Source organism: Serratia sp. CY32780 (genome assembly GCF_052169135.1).
Classification (GTDB): Bacteria; Pseudomonadota; Gammaproteobacteria; order Enterobacterales; family Enterobacteriaceae; genus Serratia; species Serratia sarumanii.
This window is the reverse complement of record NZ_JBJNLI010000001.1, coordinates 964517-982124: the sequence shown is the minus strand read 5'-3', so window position 1 is coordinate 982124 and position 17608 is coordinate 964517. Positions and strand designations below refer to the sequence as shown.

Genomic DNA, 17608 nt, shown 5'->3' with positions numbered 1-17608 from the left:
GCTCATTTTACGCAGCCCGCCTCTTGGCGCTGGGCTACACTGCCGTTAGCCCTAATGCGCTGATAAGGAAAAACAATGCGCCATTTGCCTCTGCTGACCCCCAGACTTCGCCTGCGCCCGTTCACCGCCGACGATCTGCCCGACTTTACCGCCTACCGCAGCCACCCGGACGTGACTCGCTACCAAAGCTGGAGCGACTACAGCGCCGCCGATGCGCAGGCCTTTTTCGCACGGCAACGGCGGCTCGAATTCAACCGTGACGACAGCTGGTTTCAACTGGCGGTCGAGCGCCGCGAGAACGGCGCGTTGCTCGGCGATATCGCGGTGCATTTCTTCGATGAGGGGCGCCAGGCTGAACTGGGCGTGACCTTCGCGCCCAGCCACCAGCGTCAAGGGCTGGCGCGCGAGGCGCTGAACGCCGTCATCGCCCTGCTGTTCGGGCCGCTGGCGAAGCACCGTATTACTGCGGTGGTGGACGCGCGTAATCTTGCCGCCGCCACGCTGTTCGGCAAACTGGGTTTTCGGCGCGAGGCCCATTGGCGGCAAAACGTGTTTTTCAAAGGCGCGTGGGGCGACGAATTCGGTTTCGCTCTGCTGCAAAGCGAATGGCGGGAGAATGCAAAGCATGACGCTGCTGAATAAATACCTTGGGCAATACCAGTTCTCGGAGCGGCATGCGATCGCCATCGCCGCGCCACAGGCGCGGATCCTGGCGGCCGTGGCCGCTTACGATCCCAAGCACGACCGTTTTTTCCGCAGCATGATAGCGCTGCGCGAATTGCCCGCGCGGCTGATGCCACGCAATAAACCCAGCCCGCCGCCGTTTGGCCTGCATAACTTTTGCCTGCTTGAGCAGGATGACAGCGCGTTGGTCTATGGCCTGATCGGCCGCTTTTGGCAGGCTGAATACGGTCTGGAGCAGGTCGCTGACGGGGCGGGCTTTCTGGCCTTCGTTAAGCCCGGCGTCGCCAAACTGGCGCTGGGTTATGTCGTGAGCCCTCTGCCGGACGGCCGCTGCCGCCTGGTGACGGAAACACGCATCTTCTGCCCCGACGACGCCAGCCGGCGGCGGTTTACCCCCTATTGGTATGCGATTCGCCTGGTCAGCGGGCTGATACGCCGCCGTATGTTGCGCGCCATTAAAACAGTCAGCGAAAAGCCGGCGGTGAATCATTCACCAGGCTGATTTATTTAAGAGCATTCTTAGAGAATGAAAATCATTATCAGCCTATTTTTTAATCACAACAAGATAGTAGTGAGAAGCCATTGACCCCGCCCCCTGCGGGGATTTTTTCGCCTATTTATCACCTGTTTCAGGAAATACCTGCATAAACAGGAAGGTGCAAGGCTTGCGCTGATGCTGGCTGATCTGCGGCACCAACCGGGTGAAATGCTCGGTCTGGCAATGCGCATCCAGGGCGGCGCGATCCGGCCAGCTTTCGATAAAAATAAAATGCCCGGGATCCTGCTGGTCGATACACAGCTCATAACTGATGCACAAAGGTTCCTGCCGGGTTTTCTCCACCAGCTCGCGATACCATGGCATAACGGTTGCAATGTGTTCCGGGTGGATAAAATCTTCAGCGATGACCTTCAGCATGTAGCGCTCCTGTATTTTGTTTTGCCGCGTTTCACCTTATATCCCCCCCTCACGAGATGAAAGCGCCTTTCTCCGGGTCTACCACCGGGTTGCCAATTCGGTGATAGCGCACACAGATCGCGATCAAAGCGCTTGAACGCGCCATAGCCCTGTGTGAACTTTTAATTAACAAGAAAGCAACACACCATTCACCGTGGTGATGTCTGCACCAACCTGCCGACTCGATACGCGGCGTTTTTTTCGCCCCTAAAGGCCTGACCATTAGTCCTTTAGACCTTTAAGGCTCACGAAAAAATCCGTGGTTACCGCCGTGTTACGGGCAACGGCATCAGGACGGTCCTGTGACCGACGTTTGTCATTCTCAGAAGAGAGGTTATCGCCAGTGAATCACGCCACCTATGCCGCTCCAGCGCTCAACGCCGCCATCCGCAAAACCTGGCGCAGACTGGTGCCCTTGATGTTCGCCATGTACTTTGTCGCCTTTATCGACAGGGTTAACGTCGGCTTTGCCAAGGACGCGATGGCCATCGATATCGCGCTGTCGCAATCCGCCTTTGCCCTGGGCGCCGGGATATTTTTTGCAGCCTATGCGCTGTTCGGCATCCCGGCCAACCTGCTGATGAACCGCTGGGGCGCCAAACGCTGGCTCAGGGCCACCACCGCGCTGTGGGGGGCGCTGTCGGCCTGTACCGGGCTGGTGATCAACGAACAGCAGTTTATCGTCTTGCGCTTTCTGCTGGGGATCGCCGAAGCCGGCTTTTACCCCGGCATCCTGCTGCTCGCGTCGATCTATTTTCCCAATAAGGTGCGCGCCTCGGTGATCGGCATTTTCGTGCTTGGCGTGCCGGCGGCCCTGACGCTCGGCTCGCCGCTGTCGGGAGCCTTGCTGGAGATGCACGGCGTGCTGGGCAAACCCGGCTGGTTCTGGATGTTCGTGCTGGAGGGGCTGCCGGCCGTCGCCCTCGGCGTCTTCGCCTTTTTCTATCTCGACGATAGCCCGCAGCAGGCCCGCTTTCTGACCGAGGAAGAGCGTGCGGCGCTGGTGGCACAGTTGGCCGCCGAACAGCAGCAAACCGAAACCAGCAGCGTCAAAGCGGCGATGAGAAGCGGCAAAGTTTGGCATCTGGCGCTGATCTACGGCACCCTGCAAATCGGCGTGTACGGCCTGATGTTTTTCCTGCCGTCGCAGGTCGCCTCGCTGATGGGCACCCATCTCGGCTTCAAGGCCTCGCTGGTGGCCGCCATTCCCTGGGCGTTCTCTGCGCTGGGCGTCTATTTCCTGCCGCGCTTTGCCGACAGAAACACCGCCAGAAGATTACCGATCGCCGTCGGCTGCATGATCGCGGCGGCGCTGGGGTTGGTGGTCTCTTCCTATGCCGGCCCTTTGCTCGCTATCGTCGCCCTGAGCTGTTGTGCAGTCAGTTTCCTGGCGGTACAGCCGATTTTCTGGACGTTTCCCGCTCAGGTGCTCACCGGCCCGGCGCTGGCGGCCGGCATCGGCTTTTGCACCACGCTCGGCGCCGCGTTCAGCTTTTTAGCCCCGCTGATCCGCACCGAGGCGGAACAGCGTTTTCACAGCCCGCATGCCGGGCCGCTGGTGCTGGCCGCTTTCTCGCTGCTGTGCGCCGCGCTGTTGTGGGCGCTCAGAAACCGGCGCGCCGAGGTGAGCAAGCAAGACGCAGAGATTGCCGGATAGCGGCGCGTTATTTAACCCTTATTGAACCTGCGGATGGGACACTGGCACTCAGCCCCCTCGCCCGCAGGTGTTAAATGGATGAATTGACGCACATTATCGCCAAATACAGTCCGGAGCCGGAGATGTTGCTGCTGCTGATTTTCCTGTTTGCGCTGGGTAAATCCGTGATCTTCGTTTCCTCCATCCTGCCGCCCGCTTCGATCACGCTGCTGATGGGCATCGTTGCGGGCAAGCACGCGCTGCCCCTCGGCGCCGTTTGGGCGGCCATCGCCCTCGGCGCCGCGCTGGGATCGATCTTGTCGTTCCACTGCGGCGCGCTGCTATGCCGCCGCGATCTACGCCGCCGGCTGCCGGCACGCTTTCACGCGCCGCTGCGCAAAGCCCAGCGCGCCTTGCAAAAGAGAGGGCTGCCGCTGCTGTTCGCCTCGCGTTTTCTGGCGGTGATGCGCTATACCGTACCGCTGATGGCCGGCATGCTGAAACTGCCGCTGGGGCGCGTCTATGCCACCGCCGCGCTCTCGGCTGCCGCCTGGGCGCTGATCTTGATGTCGGCTGCGCATATATTCCCCGTATCTTGACCTGAAAGATTCTTGGGCAAATGTTCGGCCCATGCGCCGACGTTGCGCCAGCGCACAGCCTCTCTTGCCGTATAAACTGCGGTGCAACATTGCAGTTTGCGCCAGATCACCTTTCTGAACATCAGTCGAAAAATGCGAATTTTTTTGCAGAATGCGCGCTTAAAACGGCGCAATGAGGAAACAAACAGAGAAAAGTCCGAGCGTAACACGCTGATTTGGTTGGCGGGTCGTACAGGGGTCGAACCTGCGCCCCATTGATTAAGAGTCAACGGCTCTAGCGACTGATCGAACAACTCAACGCGCTAAACTGTCTTCCTCACCGGCGCCGCTGTCGAACGCTTACACCCATTACTTTTTCTCATGCGAACTTTACAACCCTTTGTTTAATCAACGAGATAAGCCGCATAAGGTCTGTTAATCCCACGTTTTGAAGAGTAATCTTCCGCTCCCTGAACGTCCGATTTGCCTCCTCCGTGTAAAGATTGATCGACTTTTATCCCGCGTATAAATGTTGTAAACATGTTGCACAAAGGTGGCGTTATTGCACTACCTTACTAAAGCCGGACCAACCGGATAAATGTATAAAAAAGAGCCACTTCAGAGCTCGCGACTTCACTAATGACAGGTAAAACAGGACATCATCAGATGGTAGATCACTCTAAAATAGCGACTGACGCGACGCCCGCTTCAGAAGATCATCTACGGCGAAACCTCACTAACCGACATATTCAACTGATCGCCATCGGCGGCGCCATCGGCACCGGTCTGTTTATGGGCTCCGGTAAAACCATCAGTCTGGCCGGCCCTTCGATCATCTTCGTGTACATGATCATCGGCTTTATGCTGTTCTTCGTGATGCGCGCCATGGGCGAGCTGCTGCTGTCCAACCTGGAATACAAATCGTTCAGCGATTTCGCCGCGGACCTGCTCGGCCCGTGGGCCGGTTTCTTCACCGGCTGGACCTACTGGTTCTGCTGGGTGGTTACCGGCATCGCCGACGTCGTGGCGATCACCGCCTACGCCCAGTTCTGGTTCCCCGAACTATCGCAGTGGATCGCTTCGCTGCTGTGCGTGCTGTTGCTGCTCGGCCTTAATCTGGCGACGGTGAAAATGTTCGGTGAAATGGAGTTCTGGTTTGCGATGATCAAAATCGTCGCCATCGTCGGGCTGATCGTCGCCGGGCTGGTGATGATCGCCATGCAGTTCCAATCGCCGACCGGCACCGTGGCCTCATTCACCCATTTGTGGAATGACGGCGGCATGTTCCCGAAAGGCATCAGCGGCTTCTTCGCCGGCTTCCAGATTGCGGTATTCGCCTTCGTCGGCATTGAGCTGGTGGGCACCACCGCCGCGGAAACCAAGGATCCGGAGAAATCGCTGCCGCGCGCCATCAACTCGATTCCGATCCGCATCATCATGTTCTACGTGTTCGCCCTGATCGTCATCATGTCGGTGACGCCGTGGAGCTCCGTGGTGCCGGACAAGAGCCCGTTCGTTGAGCTGTTCGTGCTGATCGGCCTGCCGGCTGCGGCCAGCGTGATCAACTTTGTGGTGCTGACCTCAGCCGCCTCTTCCGCCAACAGCGGCGTATTCTCCACCAGCCGCATGCTGTTCGGGCTGGCGCAGGAAGGCGACGCGCCGAAATCGTTCGCCAATCTTTCCAAGCGCGCGGTGCCGGCCAACGGCCTCACCTTCTCCTGCATCTGCCTGCTGGGCGGCGTGGTGCTGATTTACCTGATCCCGAACGTGATGACGGTCTTCACCCTGGTGACCACCGTATCGGCGATTCTGTTCATGTTCGTCTGGACCATCATCCTGTGCTCGTACCTGGTCTACCGTAAACAGCGCCCGGCGCTGCACCAGAAATCGATCTACAAGATGCCGGCCGGTAAGCTGATGTGCTGGGTGTGCATGGCGTTCTTCGTGTTCGTGCTGGTGCTGCTGTCGCTGCGCGAAGACACCCGCCAGGCGCTGATCGTCACCCCGCTGTGGTTCATCGTGCTCGGCCTGTCTTACGTGTTCCTGCGCAAGAAGAAAACCGCGTGATGCAAAAGGGGCGGATATCTCCGCCCCTTCCTGCTTTCTATGTCTCTGCGCTAATCCGCTTCCGTCGCCACCGCCGCTTTATCCCTGCGCCGCACGCGCAGCTCGCTGACCACCACCCCGATTACAATCAACGCGCCCCCCAATAACGCCACGCCCGGTAAACGCTCGCCGGCCAACCGCCCGACGATGCCCGCCCAGACCGGTTCGCCGGCGTAAATCACCGTGGCGCGCGTCGGCGAAACGCTGCGCTGCGCCCAGTTCATGGTCAGCTGAATCAAGGCGCTGGCCAGCCCCAGCCCTATGGCGCTGTACAGCAGGTAATCCGAATACGGCGGCGGCGACTCGCCGGTCGGCGCCATCATCAAAAAGGAGGCCAGCGAGGCGGTCGCCAGCTGCACAATGGTCACTCGGCGGATATTGACCTTGCCGGCGAAGGCGCCGATCAGAATGATCTCTGCCGCCATGCCCAGGGTGCCGGCCAGCGTCAGAATTTCACCGAGGCTCAGCGTCATGTCGGTGCTGCTCGGCGCCGCCAGCAGCATCAGGCCGGTGAAGGCCAGCAGAATGCCGATCCACGACATGATGCCGGGGAAGCGCCCCAGCACCAGCCATTGCAACAGAGGCACGATCGGCACGTACATGGCGGTGATAAACGCCGATTGGCTGCTGGTGATGGTCTGCAGGCCGACGGTTTGCATGCTGTAACCGAACATGATCGCCAGCCCGATCAGCACGCCCGCCTTCAGTTCATACCGGGTCAGGCCGCGCAGCACGCGCAGCGAAAACAGCGTCAGCGCCAGCGTGGCGGTGGCGAAACGCAGGCCGACGAAAAAGAACGGCCCGCTGACCTGCATCGCGTGATGCACCGCCAAAAAGGTGCCGCCCCAGATCATGGTGATGAAAATCAACACCGCTTCCGGCAACCTGATTTGCGGAACCACGGCGGAAATAAAGGATTTTTTTGCTGCTGACACCGGCTTGCCCTTCCTGCTGAGTGCAATATAATGCACAGATCCTGCCAGTATGAGATAAAGTCCGGCGATGAGCAATACGGCGCATAACGCAAAAACCGATCCCCCCAAGGTGCTGCAATACCTGAGCAGCAATCTGCGCGGCTACCGCCAACGGGCGGGCCTGAGCCAGATGGCGCTGGCCGAGCTTTCCGGCGTCAGCCGCCGCATGCTGGCGGGCATCGAGGCCGGCGATCGCAACGTCAGCCTGGCGGTGCTCGACAAGATCGCCGCCGCCCTGGCGATTTCCTTTACCGATCTGATCCAGGCGCCGGAGGCGCGCGGCAGCCACATGGTCGGGGAATTGGCCTGGCAAGGCGCGCAGCCGGGCAGCCAGGCGCTGTTCGCCGCCAGTGTGCCGGCACGGCAGCGGGCCGAGCTGTGGGAATGGACGCTGATGCCGGGCGAGCGCTATGACTCTGCGCCGGACGCCGAAGGCTGGAGCGAAATGATCTACGTGATTGCCGGTACCCTGACGCTGGAGCTGGAACAAGGCACGCTGACGCTCAGCGCCGGCGCCGCACAAACCTTCAACAGCGATCAACGCTACGCTTACGCCAACCACGGCGACCTGCCCCTGCGCTTTATCCGCAACGTCGCCTTCTGACTGCCCGCCGCCCCGCGCCGGCACACTGGCGGCGAACAGCGGCTGGCGCACAAGCTGCGGCGCTTGCCCTGAATCCGCCATCCAACAAAACCAAGTTCGTCATTCGCTTCTATGCTTATCAAGGGTTTTTGTTAATCATCTGAGCGGGAGTACGGAACATGACGAAAGTGTTGGTGCTTTATTACTCAATGTACGGCCATATCGAAAGCCTGGCGCAGGCGGTGGCCGAAGGCGCGAATCGGGTTAACGGCGTGGACGTGACGATTAAACGCGTGCCGGAAACCATGACGCCGGAGGCCTTCGCCAAAGCCGGAGGCAAACAACATCAACAGGCGCCGGTCGCCACCCCGCAAGAGCTGGCGGACTATGACGGCATTATCTTCGGCACGCCGACCCGCTTCGGCAATATGGCCGGGCAGATGCGCATCTTCCTCGATCAGACTGGCGGTCTGTGGGCTTCCGGCGCGCTGTACGGCAAGGTAGGCAGCGTCTTCTCCTCCACCGGCACCGGCGGCGGCCAGGAACACACCATCAGTTCCACCTGGACCACGCTGGCTCACCACGGTTTCATCATCGTGCCGATCGGCTATGCGACGCCAGAGCTGTTTGACGTTTCGCAGGTGCGCGGCGGCACCCCGTATGGCGCCACCACCATCGCCGGCGCCGACGGCTCGCGGCAGCCGAGCAACGAAGAGCTGACCATTGCCCGCTATCAGGGCGAGCACGTGGCAAAAATCACCGCCAAGCTGAAAAGTTAAGCCCCCTCCTGCGCCTGTGATTCAAAGGGCCGCGCATTCGCACGGCCCCATCTTGTTGCCGACCCGCCGCAAGGTTAGAATGCCCCTCCCCCGGCCATTCAGCGTCTGAAGGCCAGGCCCGAATTCGTTCTGCCCGTCGCTCATCCGCTTTCAGCCCGAGGACGGGCGTTCTGTTTTTTGCGCACAGCGAAGGGAATAAGTCAGTGTCTAAAGATTTTGATGAACTAATAAGAGACATGGATCTTATTATTGAAAATGTAGACAGCTTCAAGGCTCTGGCTCCGCGCGCGCCCGAGCCGGCTCCGGCCCCGCCGCCGCCGGTTCATCACTACGACTCGTTCTGCGAGAACATCGCGCTGAAAGTGGTCTTGAAGGTGCTGCTGTCTTCGGTGGACAAAATAGTCAAAGTGCAGATCGCCAACAAGGTCGAGCAGGAGATTACCCAGATCGAACAGCAGGTGGTGCGCGCCGGCGGCGGCCCGGTGTCGCCGGACGATCTGGCGCAGATGACGCACTATGTGCGCCGTACGGTCAACAACCTGCTGGAATAACGCCCCGCCATACTTATTAGGCGATATGAATTTTTACGTTATTTTTATATCGCCTGCTTTATGCTTGATACACTTCAATAAATTGACGCATTGTCGGCAGGCATTCCGAGCAACAGTATGGTCAGAACCAAACAGATCCTGGTCGTTATTCATCTTTGCAGCTTTTTGGTCCTTCTTTACAGCCTTTCAATGATCCCGCCCCTGCTGACGGGGCTGTTGTATAAAGAAAAAAGCGCCTTCTCATTTTTCTATACCCTGGTGGTGGCCGCCACGCTCGGCGGATTGGGCTGGTTCAGCACCCGGCAGTCGAAAGTGCAGCTGCGCACCCAGGACGGTTTTCTGATCATCGTGATGTTTTGGCTGCTGTTTTCCGCGATCAGCGCCCTGCCGCTGTGGCTGGATGACACGCTGAACGTCCGGCTGGTCGACGCGATGTTTGAGGGAGTCTCCGGCATCACCACCACCGGCGCCTCGGTGCTGAATGACGTCTCGAACGTGCCCAAATCGTTCCTCTATTACCGCTCCCAGCTCAATTTTATCGGCGGCCTCGGGGTTATCGTGTTGGCCGTAGCCGTGCTGCCGCTGCTGGGCATCGGCGGCGCCAAACTTTACCAGTCGGAAATGCCCGGCCCGTTCAAGGAGGAACGCCTGACGCCACGCCTGGCCGATACCTCGAAAAACCTGTGGTTGATCTACCTTGGGCTGGGGTTGGCCTGTACCGTCGCCTTTCGTCTGGCGGGCATGCCGTGGTTCGATGCGCTGTGCCACGGCATTTCCACCGTGTCGCTCGGCGGATTTTCCACCCGCAACGAAAGCCTGGGGTACTACGACAGTTCGGCGGTGGAAATGGTCGGCGGCATTTTCTCTATTCTGGCGGCGGTGAACTTCACGCTCTATTTCATTGCCGTCGGCCGTCGCAGCCTGAAACCGCTGTACCGCAGCCCCGAGCTGCGCTTTTTCCTGTTGATTCTGGCCATCGTCGTGGCGATCGTGTGTATCGAGCTGTACCGCTCGGGCATGTACGGCGTCAAAGACGCCTTCGTGCACGGCTTTTTCCTCACCAGTTCGATGATGACCGACAACGGTCTGGCCATCGCCGATTACACCCGGATCCCGTCCCACACCATCATGCTGCTGCTGGCGGCGAGTTTCTTCGGCGGCTGCGTCGGCTCCACCTGCGGCGGCATTAAAGCGCTGCGTTTTCTGATCATGTACAAACAAAGCCGGCTCGAGATCAACCAGCTGGTGCATCCCAACGCCATGTACACCATCAAGGTCGGCAATGCGCCGATCCAGGATCGGACGCTGCGCTCCGTCTGGAGCTTCTTCTTCCTTTACGTGCTGTTCACCTGTCTGTTTATCTGGCTGCTGAACTTGATGGGCTATGATCTGGTCACCGCTTTCGCCACCGTCGCCGCCTGCATCAACAATATGGGGCTGGGGTACGGAGAAACCGCCGCCGGTTTCGGCACGCTGAACGACGCGGCGAAATGGCTGATGTGCGCCGCCATGCTGCTCGGCCGCCTCGAGATCTATCCGATGTTGATCCTCTGTTCACGCGCGTTTTGGCGTTTTTGATAGTCCGAGCGGCGTACAGGGCGCCGTTCCGCTCTGTCAACGCCGACACATTCACAACATGAATGTGTTGCATTGTTGTATTCGTTTCACTGCGATAAGTTTAATTCACTGTAAATATATACAGTATTTTTTAACTTATTGAGGATATGAATATGCGTTTTAACAACAAGATGTTGGCCCTGGCCGCCCTGCTGTTCGCCGCGCAGGCGTCGGCCGACACGCTCGAATCCATCGACAACTGCGCGGTCGGCTGCCCGACCGGCGGCAGCAGCAACGTATCGATCGTGCGTCACGCTTATACGTTGAACAACAACAGCACCACCAAGTTCGCCAACTGGGTGGCCTATCACATCACCAAAGACACGCCGGCCAGCGGCAAGACGCGCAACTGGAAAACCGATCCGGCGCTCAACCCGGCGGACACTTTGGCGCCCGCCGATTACACCGGCGCCAATGCGGCGTTGAAGGTCGATCGCGGTCATCAGGCGCCGCTGGCCTCGCTGGCGGGCGTTTCCGACTGGGAGTCGCTGAACTACCTGTCCAACATCACGCCGCAAAAGTCCGATCTGAACCAGGGCGCCTGGGCGCGGCTGGAAGATCAGGAACGCAAGCTGATCGATCGCGCCGATATCTCCTCGGTCTATACCGTGACCGGACCGCTGTATGAGCGCGATATGGGCAAACTGCCGGGCACCCAGAAAGCGCACACCATCCCCAGCGCCTACTGGAAAGTGATTTTCATCAACAACAGCCCGGCGGTGAACCACTATGCCGCTTTCCTGTTCGATCAGAATACGCCGAAGGGCGCCGATTTTTGCCAATTCCGCGTGACGGTGGACGAGATCGAGAAACGCACCGGTCTGATCATCTGGGCCGGTCTGCCGGACGACGTACAGGCTTCGCTGAAGAGCAAGCCCGGCGTCCTGCCGGAGTTGATGGGCTGCAAAAACTGACGAAAAAACCCGCCGCGGCGGGTTTATTTTTCATACGGGCGCCGGCGGTTTATTCCGTCAGCGCCTTTTGCGCCGCGGCCAGTTCACGCTGCCGGGGCGACGCCACCGCGTGATCGCGCGCCAGCAGCGTATACACCGTCGGCAACACAAACAGGGTGAACAGCGTGCCCACCAGCATGCCGGATACGATCACCAGCCCCAGGCCGAAGCGGCTGGCGGCGCCGGCGCCGCTGGCGAACAGCAGCGGAATCAAGCCGAACACCATCGCCCCGGTGGTCATCAACACCGGCCGCAGGCGAATTTGCGCCGCCTGCAAAATCGCGGCGCGCCGCGTCAGCCCCTGATGCATCTGCAACTCGTTGGCGAACTCCACCATCAAAATGCCGTGCTTGCTGATCAGCCCGATCAGGGTCACCAGCCCGACCTGGGTATAGATGTTCATCGTGGCGTAGCCCAGCGCCAGCGGCAGCAAGGCGCCGCAGATCGACAGCGGCACGGTGATGAGGATGATCAGCGGATCTTTCAGGCTCTCGTACTGCGCCGCCAGCACCAGATAGATGATCACCAACGCCGCCAGGAACGCGAATGCCAGCGCGCTGCCTTCCTGGGTATATTGGCGCGAATCCCCCTGCCAGTCGTGGCTAAACTCGGCCGGCAGCGCATTGGCCTGCCGTTCGAGGAAGGCCACCGCTTCGCCCATCGAAACGCCGGGCGCGGGAATGGCCTGCAGGGTGGCGGCGTTCTGCTGGTTGAACTGGGTCAGCTTGTTCGGCTCGACCTTAACGGCCACCGACACCACGGTGGAGAGCGGCACCAGCGTATTGTCCTGCGTGCGGACGTACTGTCGCGCCAGCGCCTGCGGCGTCAGCCGCTGTTCGCGCAGGCTCTGCGGGATCACGTCATAGGCGCGGCCGTCCATGCCGAAGCGGTTGAGGTAGTTTTCCCCCACCAGCACCGCCAGCGATTCGCCGATGTCGCTCATGCGGATCCCCAGACTGTTGGCCTTGGCGCGATCGATATGCACCTCCGCCAGCGGGTTGTTGTAGTCCAGATCGCTGTCCACCACCATAAACAGGCCGCTGTTTCTGGCGTTCTGCTTCACCTCTTCCAGGGTGCGATACAGCTGCGGGTAGTCCTGCGGCGTGCGCAGCACCATCTGCACCGGCAGCCCGCCGGTGGAGCCCGGCAAGGCGGGCAGCTGGAAGGCGAAAATGCTGGTGCCTTCGACGTCGTTCACCGCCCGCTGCAGATCGGCCTGCACCGCCGACGCCGAGCGCTGACGCGCCTGCCACAGCGTCAGGTTGATGCCGCCGATGCCGGACGCCGTGCCGTCGCTGCCGTTGATGATCCAGCGGCTTTCGGTTTCCGGCATGCGGTTGTAAACCTCGTCCAGCTTGTAGGCAAAGCGTTCGACATAGTTCAGGTTGGCGTGCTGTGGCGCCTTGATGGCAGTCAGTACGATGGCCTGATCCTCGGTCGGCGCCAGCTCGCGCTGCGGCATCAGGTACAATAGCGGCAGGCTGATCATCACCAGCAACGCCAGCGCGCCGGTCAACCAACGGTGGCGCAGCGAAAAATCCAGCGCGCGCGCATAGCGCCGCGTCAGACCGCCGAAGAACCACTCGGCGGCGTGCGCCACGCGCCCTTCGCTCTGTTTGGCCGGCAGCAGGAGCGAGCTCATCACCGGCGACAGCGTCAGCGCCACCACGCCGGACACCACTACCGCCCCGGCCAGCGTCAACGCAAACTCGCGAAACAGCGCGCCGGTCAGCCCGCCCATCAGGCCGATCGGCGCATAGACCGCCGCCAGCGTCAGGGTCATGGCGATCACCGGCCCCGCCACCTCGCGCGCGCCGATCATCGCCGCCGCCAGCGGCGTTTTCCCCTCTTCGATATGACGATGCACGTTCTCCACCACCACGATGGCGTCGTCTACCACCAGGCCGATCGCCAGGACCATCGCCAGCAGCGTCAGCAAATTGACGCTGAAGCCGAAGGCCAACATCAGCCCGGCAGCGCCAAGGATCGACAGCGGAATGGTCACCACCGGGATCAACACGGTGCGCAGCGACCCCAGACACAGGTAGATCACCGCCACCACAATCACCAGCGCTTCGAGCAGGGTATGCACCACTTCATCGATCGAGGCCTGAATAAAGCGCGCGGTTTCGAACGCCAGTGCCATCTTCACGCCCGGCGGCTGCATCTTGTCGATCGCCGGCATCAGGTGGCGAATGCCATCGACGATTACCAGCGGGTTGCCGGTCGGCGTAGGGAAGACGCCGAGGAACACCGCCGGTTCGCCATCCATCAGGGCGCTGGTTTCCGTGGCCGCGGCGCCCAGCTCCACAGTGCCGACGTCTTTTAAACGCACCAGGCCATTGCCGTCGTTGCGCACCACCAGATTGCGAAATTCCTCAACGCTGGTGAGATCGGTATTCACCCGCACGTTGGCAACCACATACTGCCCTTTCACCTTGCCCGGTGCCGCCTGGTAGTTGTTGCGCCGCACCGCGTCGGCCACGTCGGCGGCGGTCAGGCCGCGGCCGGCCAGCCGATCGCTGTCCAGCCACAGGCGCATCGCCATTTTTTGCCCGCCGAACACTTCAACCTTGGCGACGCCGTCGATGGTGGTGAACATCGGCTCCACCACCCGCGTCAGGTATTCGCTCAGCGCCGGCGTGGACAGCGTTTTACTGGAAAAGCCGACATAGGCCACGGCGGTGGCCTCACCGGCGGAACGTTCAATCACCGGATCGTAAGCCTGCTCCGGCAGCTTGTAGCGCACCTGATTGACCTTGGCCATCACTTCGGTCAGCGCCTGGGTGGAGTCGCGGTTCAGCGCCATACGCACCGTCACCACGCTGCGCCCCTGCACCGAAGAGGAAGAAAGGTAGTCAACGCCCTCGACGGAGGACACCGCCTGGGCGATCGGCTGCGTGACAAAGCCCTGCATCAGCTCGGACGACGCGCCGGGATATTCAGTGCTGATGGTGATGGTCGAGTTTTCCAGCAGGGGGTATTGGCGGATCGGCAACTTGCTGAGCGCCAGCGCGCCGAACAGCAGGATCAGGGTGCTGACCACCAGCGCCAGCACCGGCCGGCGCACGAACAGATCGGTAAATGTCATCGGTCTCTCCTCAGGAACCGGCCTGGGCGGCGTTCAGGGTATCCTGCGCCACCGGCTCGGCCGCCATGCCGTCGCTCAGCTTGAGCTGGCCCGAAGTCACCACCCGATCGCCTTCCTGCAGGCCATTGACGATCTCGACGCGCCCGTCGTTGCGCTCACCCACGGTGACCGAAACGCGCTTGACCGTCATGCCCTTTTCACCCTGCTGGGCCAGAAACACGGTATCGCCGTACGCGGTATAAGTCAGCGCCGTTTCCGGCACCGTCAGCACCGCCACGCGCTGCTGCTGCGTGACGCGAATGCCGGCGTACATGCCGGCCTTCAGCAATCCCTCACGGTTGGTCAACGTCGCCTGCACCTGCACGGTGCGGGATTTGCCGATCATCGGGTCGATAGCGGTAATGACGGCGGGGAAAGCGCGATCGGGATACGCCCCAACCTGCACCGACACCGCCTGGCCTGGCGCCAACCCGGCGCTGCTTTGTTCGTCCAGCGAAAAGTTGACGCGCAGCCTATCGGCGTCCACCAGGTTCGCCACCGCCTCGGCGGCGTTAAGATATTGCCCTTCATGCACGCGGCGAATGCCGATGACGCCGGAAAACGGCGCGCGGATCGCCTTCTGCGCAATTTTGGCCTGCGTTTCCCGCACCGCGCCAAGCGCCATATCCCGCTCGGCCAGCGCATCGTCCAACTGTTGCCGCGCAGTGGCGTTGAGGTTCATCAGTTTTCGCATGCGCCCCAGCAGCAGATCGGCGTTGCGCAATTGCGCCTGCAGACGCACCAGCTCAGCCTGTTCGACCGCATCGTTGAGCTGCACCAGCAACTGCCCCTGCCGCACCGTTTGGCCGGATTCGAACAGGATACGCGTGATGCGGCCGCTGGTTTCCGCCGCCACCTCCACCTGGCTGGCCGCCTCCAGCTCGCCCACGCCGGCGTAGCTGCGCGCCGCCTGTTCACGCAGTGCGGGCGCCAGCGCCACTTTCACCGGCGGATAGGCCGGTGCGCCTTCGCTTTGCCGCGCGGTGGAACGCATCGCTACCGCAGCGACGACGAGTACCGCCAGCAGCGCCGCGATAATGAGATATCGTTTCATCATGCAGCCTCACGCGTGTTGGCCAGACGTTGACGCAAACGGCTGGCGATGGCCGTCACCCACAGCCCGCCGATCACCGTGATGTGTTCCAGCGCGAAGTAGAGAGAAATCTGCATATTGGGAGCGGACATATTCCAGAAGGTGTGGACGATCGCGATAGTCAGGATCAGAAACACCGACAGCATGCCGGCGCCCAGCCACACCCACCGGTTCAGCAGGATCAATACCGAACCTGTCAGCAGCACCGCCGCCGACGCCAGGTTGAACAGCCAGGCCGGATGCAAACCGGCGGCGCGCATCTCCGCCAGGCTCCCTTCGATGTCGAACAGCTTGGCGAGCCCCGACGAGATAAAAATCACCATCAAGCACAGACGTGCGAGCAGCCAAAGCCAATAACTGTCCAGAGCGGTGTTGATAAAGCGTTGCATAACGGTTTCTTCCTGATTTTACAGCCAAAGCCATCCTTCTCCCCAATAAGGCGGGGGCAGGTCTCGAGAGATGCCGGTTGCCAAGCCCGGCAGGCTGAACTATAAAACCTCAGGTTAACTTGAGGTCAAGTTGAGGAAGATAAAATGGCAAGAAATGAACCGATTGACGCCAATCGGCTATTGACCGTCGGGGAAGTGGCGAAACGCAGCGGCGTGGCGATATCCGCGCTGCACTTCTACGAGAGTAAAGGGCTGATTCAGGCGACGCGCAACGCCGGCAATCAGCGGCGTTATCCGTCGGTGGTATTGCGCTATATCGCGGTGATCAAGATCGCACAGCGCGCGGGCATTCCGCTGGAAGAGATCCGCGCCGCGCTGAGCCGTTTCCCCATCGGCAGCAAGCTGACCTCAGAACAATGGGGAGTGCTGTCCTCCGCCTGGCGCAAAACGCTGGATGAGCGTATTCAACGGCTGACGGTGCTGCGCGACCATCTCGATAGCTGCATCGGCTGCGGCTGCCTGTCGCTCGCCGACTGCCCGCTGCGCAACCCGAACGATATATTGGGCCGGCAAGGGGCCGGCGCGCATATTTTCGAACACCCGGATGGGCAGTGACAGGCGGCTAGGCAACCGGCATCATCGAGAGGCGGCGATTGGCTTCGGCGAATACCGCGACGCTGTGATCGATAAACGCCCGCACCGGCGGCAACAGGCCTTTGCCGCTGGTGAACACCAGATGAACAATGCTGCTCGGCGCACGCCACTGCGGCAGCAGACGCAGCAGTTGACCCGTTCGCAATTCGTTGGCACACAAATGGATCGGCAAAAACGCGACGCCCATCCCGGCAATCGCCGCACTATGCAACGTGCTGTAATCCCCGCAACACAGCCGGGGGACGTGTACGAAAGTACGTTGATTGCCTGCATTATCCTCGAATTCCCATCGATCGCGATCCAGCCACTCCCCCATCGACAACGTCGGCAAGCTGGCCAGCTGTTCGAACGACTGCGGCAAGCCGCCGGCTTTCTCCACCAGCTGCGCGCCGGCGACCAAAATGCGTTGCCGTACGCCAAGATCGCGTTTAATCAATGATTGATCCTGGTCGAAATGACTCGTAATGCGAAACGCCACATCGATCTTTTCGTTGATCAGATCCACATGGCGCTCATGGATCAACAGTTGTACGCGCACGTCCGGGTAACGCGCCATAAACCCCAACAGCAGATGGGAATTATAATACTGCATCAAACCGGGCGGCGAACTGATGCGCAGGCAGCCGCTCACTTCGTCGCGCGCACGGGCGACAATGGCATCGGCCGCCTCCAACCGCTCGATAATCGCCTCACACTGACGATACACATCGCGGCCAATATCCGTGACGCGGAAACTGCGCGTCGAACGTTCGATTAACCGCGCACCGTAACTCGCCTCCAGACGAGCCACGCGTTTGCTGAGTTTGGATTTAGCTTCGCCGCTCGCGCGCTCGGCTGCGGCGAAACCACCATGTCGCACCACCAAAGCAAACAGTTGAAGATCGTTCAAATCCTGCATGCCCCCTCCTTATCGTTTCCAGTTTGGA

At 60.6% G+C, this 17608-nt stretch carries 17 protein-coding genes and 1 tRNA gene; 11 read left to right on the top strand and 7 right to left on the bottom strand.

All coding sequences use genetic code 11. The features are described 5' to 3' along the window. Positions 1-75: 75 nt before the first annotated feature. Entirely contained in the window at positions 76-642 is a 567-nt protein-coding gene (locus ACJ8HH_RS04765; protein WP_060418424.1) for a GNAT family N-acetyltransferase, read from the top strand. Next, complete coding sequence (locus ACJ8HH_RS04760) at positions 626-1186, top strand: hypothetical protein (protein ID WP_033654200.1); 561 nt, start codon at positions 626-628, stop codon at positions 1184-1186. The genes ACJ8HH_RS04765 and ACJ8HH_RS04760 overlap by 17 nt, the downstream gene beginning before the upstream one ends. Before the next feature lie 111 nt (positions 1187-1297). Here ACJ8HH_RS04760 and ACJ8HH_RS04755 read toward each other — a convergent pair whose 3' ends face one another. Then, entirely contained in the window at positions 1298-1600 is a 303-nt protein-coding gene (locus tag ACJ8HH_RS04755; protein WP_060425609.1) for a putative quinol monooxygenase, read from the bottom strand. Positions 1601-1982: 382 nt separating this feature from the next. On the opposite strand from ACJ8HH_RS04755, the gene ACJ8HH_RS04750 reads away from it, so the two are divergent. Together ACJ8HH_RS04750 and ACJ8HH_RS04745 are read left to right on the top strand one after the other, a co-directional pair. Further along, the gene (locus ACJ8HH_RS04750) at positions 1983-3296 is read left to right on the top strand and encodes an MFS transporter (RefSeq protein WP_197766169.1); all 1314 of its coding nucleotides are present in this window, start codon (positions 1983-1985) and stop codon (positions 3294-3296) included. A gap of 74 nt (positions 3297-3370) precedes the next feature. Further along, the gene (locus ACJ8HH_RS04745) at positions 3371-3874 is read left to right on the top strand and encodes a VTT domain-containing protein (protein ID WP_197766168.1); all 504 of its coding nucleotides are present in this window, start codon (positions 3371-3373) and stop codon (positions 3872-3874) included. A 220-nt stretch (positions 3875-4094) separates the two neighbouring features. Here ACJ8HH_RS04745 and ACJ8HH_RS04740 read toward each other — a convergent pair. After that, positions 4095-4170 (bottom strand) — tRNA-Lys (locus ACJ8HH_RS04740). A gap of 349 nt (positions 4171-4519) precedes the next feature. Here ACJ8HH_RS04740 and cycA point away from each other — a divergent pair. After that, the gene (gene cycA / locus ACJ8HH_RS04735; RefSeq protein ID WP_033637927.1) at positions 4520-5920 is read left to right on the top strand and encodes a D-serine/D-alanine/glycine transporter; all 1401 of its coding nucleotides are present in this window, start codon (positions 4520-4522) and stop codon (positions 5918-5920) included. A 50-nt stretch (positions 5921-5970) separates the two neighbouring features. Here cycA and ACJ8HH_RS04730 read toward each other — a convergent pair whose 3' ends face one another. Then, entirely contained in the window at positions 5971-6894 is a 924-nt protein-coding gene (locus ACJ8HH_RS04730) for a DMT family transporter (RefSeq protein ID WP_033637926.1), read from the bottom strand. Between the two features lie 67 nt (positions 6895-6961). Between ACJ8HH_RS04730 and ACJ8HH_RS04725 the strand changes: the two genes are divergently transcribed. The 5 genes from ACJ8HH_RS04725 (at position 6962) to ACJ8HH_RS04705 (ending at position 11377) form a co-directional block, all read left to right on the top strand. Next, positions 6962-7537, top strand: a complete 576-nt coding sequence (locus tag ACJ8HH_RS04725; RefSeq protein WP_060445610.1) for a helix-turn-helix domain-containing protein — start codon at positions 6962-6964, stop codon at positions 7535-7537. 158 nt (positions 7538-7695) lie between these two features. After that, positions 7696-8295, top strand: a complete 600-nt coding sequence (wrbA, locus tag ACJ8HH_RS04720; protein WP_060445611.1) for an NAD(P)H:quinone oxidoreductase — start codon at positions 7696-7698, stop codon at positions 8293-8295. Positions 8296-8531: 236 nt separating this feature from the next. Next, positions 8532-8846, top strand: a complete 315-nt coding sequence (locus ACJ8HH_RS04715) for a hypothetical protein (protein ID WP_033646551.1) — start codon at positions 8532-8534, stop codon at positions 8844-8846. A 117-nt stretch (positions 8847-8963) separates the two neighbouring features. Next, positions 8964-10424: a TrkH family potassium uptake protein gene (locus ACJ8HH_RS04710; RefSeq protein WP_060429846.1), complete on the top strand. Its 1461-nt coding sequence runs from the start codon at positions 8964-8966 to the stop codon at positions 10422-10424. Positions 10425-10576: 152 nt separating this feature from the next. Further along, on the top strand, positions 10577-11377 hold the full coding sequence (locus ACJ8HH_RS04705; RefSeq protein ID WP_015377376.1) for a DNA/RNA non-specific endonuclease: 801 nt from the start codon (positions 10577-10579) through the stop codon (positions 11375-11377). Between the two features lie 49 nt (positions 11378-11426). On the opposite strand, the gene ACJ8HH_RS04700 is transcribed toward ACJ8HH_RS04705, so the two are convergent. Genes ACJ8HH_RS04700 through ACJ8HH_RS04690 form a run of 3 tightly spaced genes read right to left on the bottom strand, consistent with a single transcriptional unit; the run spans position 11427 to position 16028 of the window. Then, positions 11427-14507: a MexW/MexI family multidrug efflux RND transporter permease subunit gene (locus ACJ8HH_RS04700; RefSeq protein ID WP_060429844.1), complete on the bottom strand. Its 3081-nt coding sequence runs from the start codon at positions 14505-14507 to the stop codon at positions 11427-11429. A gap of 10 nt (positions 14508-14517) precedes the next feature. Continuing rightward, positions 14518-15603: an efflux RND transporter periplasmic adaptor subunit gene (locus tag ACJ8HH_RS04695; RefSeq protein WP_060418421.1), complete on the bottom strand. Its 1086-nt coding sequence runs from the start codon at positions 15601-15603 to the stop codon at positions 14518-14520. After that, positions 15600-16028, bottom strand: coding sequence for a DoxX family protein (locus ACJ8HH_RS04690; protein WP_033654208.1), 429 nt, complete (start codon positions 16026-16028; stop codon positions 15600-15602). The genes ACJ8HH_RS04695 and ACJ8HH_RS04690 overlap by 4 nt, the downstream gene beginning before the upstream one ends. A gap of 144 nt (positions 16029-16172) precedes the next feature. Between ACJ8HH_RS04690 and soxR the strand changes: the two genes are divergently transcribed. Beyond that, the gene (gene soxR / locus ACJ8HH_RS04685; protein WP_033637918.1) at positions 16173-16643 is read left to right on the top strand and encodes a redox-sensitive transcriptional activator SoxR; all 471 of its coding nucleotides are present in this window, start codon (positions 16173-16175) and stop codon (positions 16641-16643) included. A 7-nt stretch (positions 16644-16650) separates the two neighbouring features. On the opposite strand, the gene ACJ8HH_RS04680 is transcribed toward soxR, so the two are convergent. Continuing rightward, positions 16651-17580 carry a LysR substrate-binding domain-containing protein gene (locus ACJ8HH_RS04680; RefSeq protein ID WP_033637917.1) on the bottom strand — a complete coding sequence of 310 codons (930 nt, stop codon included), beginning with the start codon at positions 17578-17580 and terminating at the stop codon, positions 16651-16653. Positions 17581-17608 lie beyond the last annotated feature (28 nt).

Bases quoted from the DNA above. Each gene is read 5' to 3' on its own strand.
- ACJ8HH_RS04765 (WP_060418424.1), top strand. From the start codon at position 76: ATGCGCCATTTGCCTCTGCTGACCCCCAGACTTCGCCTGCGCCCGTTC.
- ACJ8HH_RS04760 (WP_033654200.1), top strand. From the start codon at position 626: ATGACGCTGCTGAATAAATACCTTGGGCAATACCAGTTCTCGGAGCGG.
- ACJ8HH_RS04755 (WP_060425609.1), bottom strand. From the start codon at position 1,600: ATGCTGAAGGTCATCGCTGAAGATTTTATCCACCCGGAACACATTGCA.
- ACJ8HH_RS04745 (WP_197766168.1), top strand. From the start codon at position 3,371: ATGGATGAATTGACGCACATTATCGCCAAATACAGTCCGGAGCCGGAG.
- cycA (WP_033637927.1), top strand. From the start codon at position 4,520: ATGGTAGATCACTCTAAAATAGCGACTGACGCGACGCCCGCTTCAGAA.
- ACJ8HH_RS04725 (WP_060445610.1), top strand. From the start codon at position 6,962: ATGAGCAATACGGCGCATAACGCAAAAACCGATCCCCCCAAGGTGCTG.
- wrbA (WP_060445611.1), top strand. From the start codon at position 7,696: ATGACGAAAGTGTTGGTGCTTTATTACTCAATGTACGGCCATATCGAA.
- ACJ8HH_RS04715 (WP_033646551.1), top strand. From the start codon at position 8,532: ATGGATCTTATTATTGAAAATGTAGACAGCTTCAAGGCTCTGGCTCCG.
- ACJ8HH_RS04710 (WP_060429846.1), top strand. From the start codon at position 8,964: ATGGTCAGAACCAAACAGATCCTGGTCGTTATTCATCTTTGCAGCTTT.
- ACJ8HH_RS04705 (WP_015377376.1), top strand. From the start codon at position 10,577: ATGCGTTTTAACAACAAGATGTTGGCCCTGGCCGCCCTGCTGTTCGCC.
- ACJ8HH_RS04700 (WP_060429844.1), bottom strand. From the start codon at position 14,507: ATGACATTTACCGATCTGTTCGTGCGCCGGCCGGTGCTGGCGCTGGTG.
- ACJ8HH_RS04695 (WP_060418421.1), bottom strand. From the start codon at position 15,603: ATGATGAAACGATATCTCATTATCGCGGCGCTGCTGGCGGTACTCGTC.
- ACJ8HH_RS04690 (WP_033654208.1), bottom strand. From the start codon at position 16,028: ATGCAACGCTTTATCAACACCGCTCTGGACAGTTATTGGCTTTGGCTG.
- soxR (WP_033637918.1), top strand. From the start codon at position 16,173: ATGGCAAGAAATGAACCGATTGACGCCAATCGGCTATTGACCGTCGGG.
- ACJ8HH_RS04680 (WP_033637917.1), bottom strand. From the start codon at position 17,580: ATGCAGGATTTGAACGATCTTCAACTGTTTGCTTTGGTGGTGCGACAT.